3 protein-coding genes are annotated in these 3,252 nt (G+C 39.1%); 2 read left to right on the forward strand and 1 reads right to left on the reverse strand.

Going from position 1 to position 3,252, the window contains the following annotated elements; genetic code table 11:
* Window positions 1-74 precede the first annotated feature (74 nt).
* On the reverse strand, window positions 75-212 hold the full coding sequence (locus AB1397_03330; protein ID MEW6482023.1) for a hypothetical protein: 138 nt from the start codon (window positions 210-212) through the stop codon (window positions 75-77).
* A gap of 172 nt (window positions 213-384) precedes the next feature.
* On the opposite strand from AB1397_03330, the gene AB1397_03335 reads away from it, so the two are divergent.
* Both AB1397_03335 and AB1397_03340 read left to right on the forward strand, forming a co-directional pair.
* Window positions 385-666 carry a hypothetical protein gene (locus AB1397_03335; GenBank protein MEW6482024.1) on the forward strand — a complete coding sequence of 94 codons (282 nt, stop codon included), beginning with the start codon at window positions 385-387 and terminating at the stop codon, window positions 664-666.
* Between the two features lie 49 nt (window positions 667-715).
* Window positions 716-2,896 (forward strand): hypothetical protein, encoded by a 2,181-nt coding sequence (locus AB1397_03340; protein ID MEW6482025.1) that lies wholly within the window; start codon window positions 716-718, stop codon window positions 2,894-2,896.
* The last annotated feature ends 356 nt before the right edge of the window (window positions 2,897-3,252 follow it).

Raw genomic sequence — 3,252 nt, forward strand, 5'->3', positions numbered from 1 at the left:
AAATTTAGAATTCAAAATTTCTTAAAAGGTGGATGAATTTTTAACAGATAAACACAACCCTATCTATTTTTGCACTAAGTAATGGAAGATACTATAATAATACCGCACAGGGATGTGGTATCCTCTGCCTCATAGATATTGCCAATTTCACTCCCCAATCTGAGAAACTGGGTACTTCCTACACCCAACAATTCCTTGATTACTATTACCAAAAATCCAGAAAAATTGTTGAAGGTTATGGCTTTGAATGGATAAGGTCTATCGGTAATGCTGTGCTCTTTTTTGGCGACTCAAATTAAGACGCAGGAACTTATCCAGGTGATGCTTGCTTTGTTTCGGCAGCGCCAGATAAAAGATAAGTTTGGCTTCAAGGTGCTATTGCGGATGATTGCACATCTGGGTTATTTCCAATTTTGGCTTGATGAAAATGGCAAGAAGATAGATTTGACCGGCTCTGAGGCTATAAGAACATTTAGAATAGAGAAAGAGGCAAGGCAGGATGAATTAATCGTTACCGATGCCTTGTTTCAGGAATTACAAACCCAGCTTAAGCCAAATAATATCAGTTCCGTCCCCTTTAGGCGAGTTCCAGCTAAAAGGCTTTACCCAAACCCAAAAAGTCTTCCTCCATCGCCTCTTCCTGCCACAGGAAGCAGGGCTATCTGACTTTGAGGCAAAACTACAAGCCCTTAAAGATAAATCAAAAACTATCCCGGTGCTGGGCGGCTTATATCCACCTATTGACATTGAGCAAAACTTTATCAATCTCAACATAGATATAACCCATGCTCAAAAAACAGGTATGCCAAAAAGAGCGGTTTTCCTACCCAGAGGATTGAGTATATCTGCAAAGGAAAGATATGAGGAAGTAAAGGATTACAACCCCCTAACCCCCTTTATTAAGGGGGAATTACAAAAGGAAAAGACATCATATACCGCCAAAGAGGTATTTGAAACATTTAACAAAGGATTTATCTATGGCATTCCTGGTGCAGGCAAGACCACTATCCTGCATTATTTTACCCATTCTACCTTCAAGGAGGAAAAGACACCTATCTTTGTGCGCTGCAGGGAACTACCCGACTTTGGCAAATGGTGTGAAAGGATGGGTCATAAACCTGAATCGGCAAGCTATGAGCGGTCTTCTGCCATAGCATACCTCCTCTCGGCCTTCCTATTCCCTAAAAGAGAGCCGGAAACCTTGACTGTAGATGAAGAAGTTGCCTTGCAAACCGCAACAAATGAAACCCTACAACAATGGGAAGATAATTCATTAGCCCTATATGTGGATGGATTGGATGAAGCACCATTAGAAAACCGCAAGATAATTATGGATATAATAAAAAACCTGATGAAAGAAATTAAAGAGCAGGACAAAAATAAACTCTTCCTTACCTCAAGAAAGGTTGAGGATGTTTACCACACCGATGATATCCCCATATTTACGGTTGCCCCACTTGATACAGAACAACTACGGCAATTAGTTAAAGGCTTTTATGGTGAAGAGACTGAACTTTATAAAAGATTTGATGAGGTTGTCTGGAGGGAAGAGGTGGTAAAAAGAATTGCCGGCACACCACTTACCGCTATCCTGCTGATAATATATTATCAGTTTTTTGAGAGAATTGAAAGAAGATATGTAATGTATGATATCCTCGTCAAGTTCTTCCTCTTACAAATATGGGAGAGGATAAAATTTAGGGAATTTAAATATCCTGAGAAGATAAGGGAATTCTTCATTGAAGCCAAAAAAGATTCACTGGCGAAAAAACCTGATGTGGCAAAACAATATGATTGCCTCTCTTCTCTATCCTACCAATGCCTCTATGAGTCGGTAATCGGCTCCCCCCGTAGAGACATCAACCGGACTACTATCAAAACCGAGATTGAGAAAAGCGATGTGAAAGATGCAGATGACTGGCTTACAGAACTCATTAATACCCAGCTCCTCATCCCTTCAGGCTATGAAGAGTTAACCTTCCTCCATTCTACAGTAATGGAATTTCTCGCCTCCAGATGGATAGCAATAAATAAAGGGATAGACATTAAAAGGGTTGCCCAGATAGACATCGCCCATCGACTTGAGACACTCTCTATTGCCTCTGAAAAGGATAGGGAGATAGGATATAGTATCATTGCAGGGCTTAAAAATGGTAAAGATTTAGCCCATACCGCACTTTTATACCGATGTTTATGCGGCATAGAAAGGATAGAGAAAGAAGAGCTGGAAGAACTTCAAATTAAAAAACCGCAAGAAGAAAAAGAGATAAGCAAGAAAAGACCTGAATGGGTATATAAAACCCTGAGTGATATCCTTATGAGTGAAGATAAAGGGACATTAAATGATGCCTTAAGGCATTTTGATGGCTCAGCCAGGCTACCCAGAAATACATTGCTGGAAACCTACATCGCCGCTGAAAATTTCTTTGATACCTCCTCTGAATTGCTCAATCTACGAATGAACTTATTAGAGAAGATAGTCCAAAAGGAGATGATTGATGCCTGGCAAAGGAAATGGCGGGATGAGTCTTCTTTCTTCTATTCTAATGTCCTTTGTCTTGATACCCAGGGATACCATCCTGAGGATAAAAACTTTGGATATTATTCAAGGAATGTAGGTAGGTCCCTTCAAGGATTCTTTGGCTCACCTAACCTGAAACATGATGATTCGGTGAACGGTTGTGCCTTCTCCCCGGATGGCAAAAGCATCCTCTCTTCATCAAGTGATAGAACCCTCAGGCTCTGGGATGTAGCCAGCGGCAATGAAATTCAGTGTATCCATCTTTTATGGATACCGAGGGGTATAAGCGTAACTGAGGATAAAAGTGGCAATCTCCTAATCCTCACCGCCAATCTGAACGGCACCTTAAGCTTGTTTAAGATAGAAAATGGATAATGAGACGCAAGATTTTTCGGTGGTGTCTGAAAATAACCCTAATAGTGAAATCTATGCAGATTTGGTGTAAAACGCAAGTTAGACACTTATTTTTAAAAAAACAGTAACTATTCAGCCACAGATGGACTTTGGATGAAACACTGATTTTTAATTCCTTTGTAATACAACCTGTAATACTCTGTAATGCTTTTTGATAATCTTTTCTGTAATTTTTTATGCTTTAAACCCCTTCTATAGTATCTTCCATTACTTAGTGCAAAAATAGTATTTAAGAAATTTTGAATTCTAAATTTTGAATTTTGAATTGAAAAAGGTTAAGTTTTATAAAATTTTGAATTCTAAATTTTGAATTTTGG

This window comes from bacterium (genome assembly GCA_040756715.1).
In the GTDB taxonomy this organism is placed as follows: Bacteria; UBA9089; UBA9088; order UBA9088; family UBA9088; genus JBFLYE01.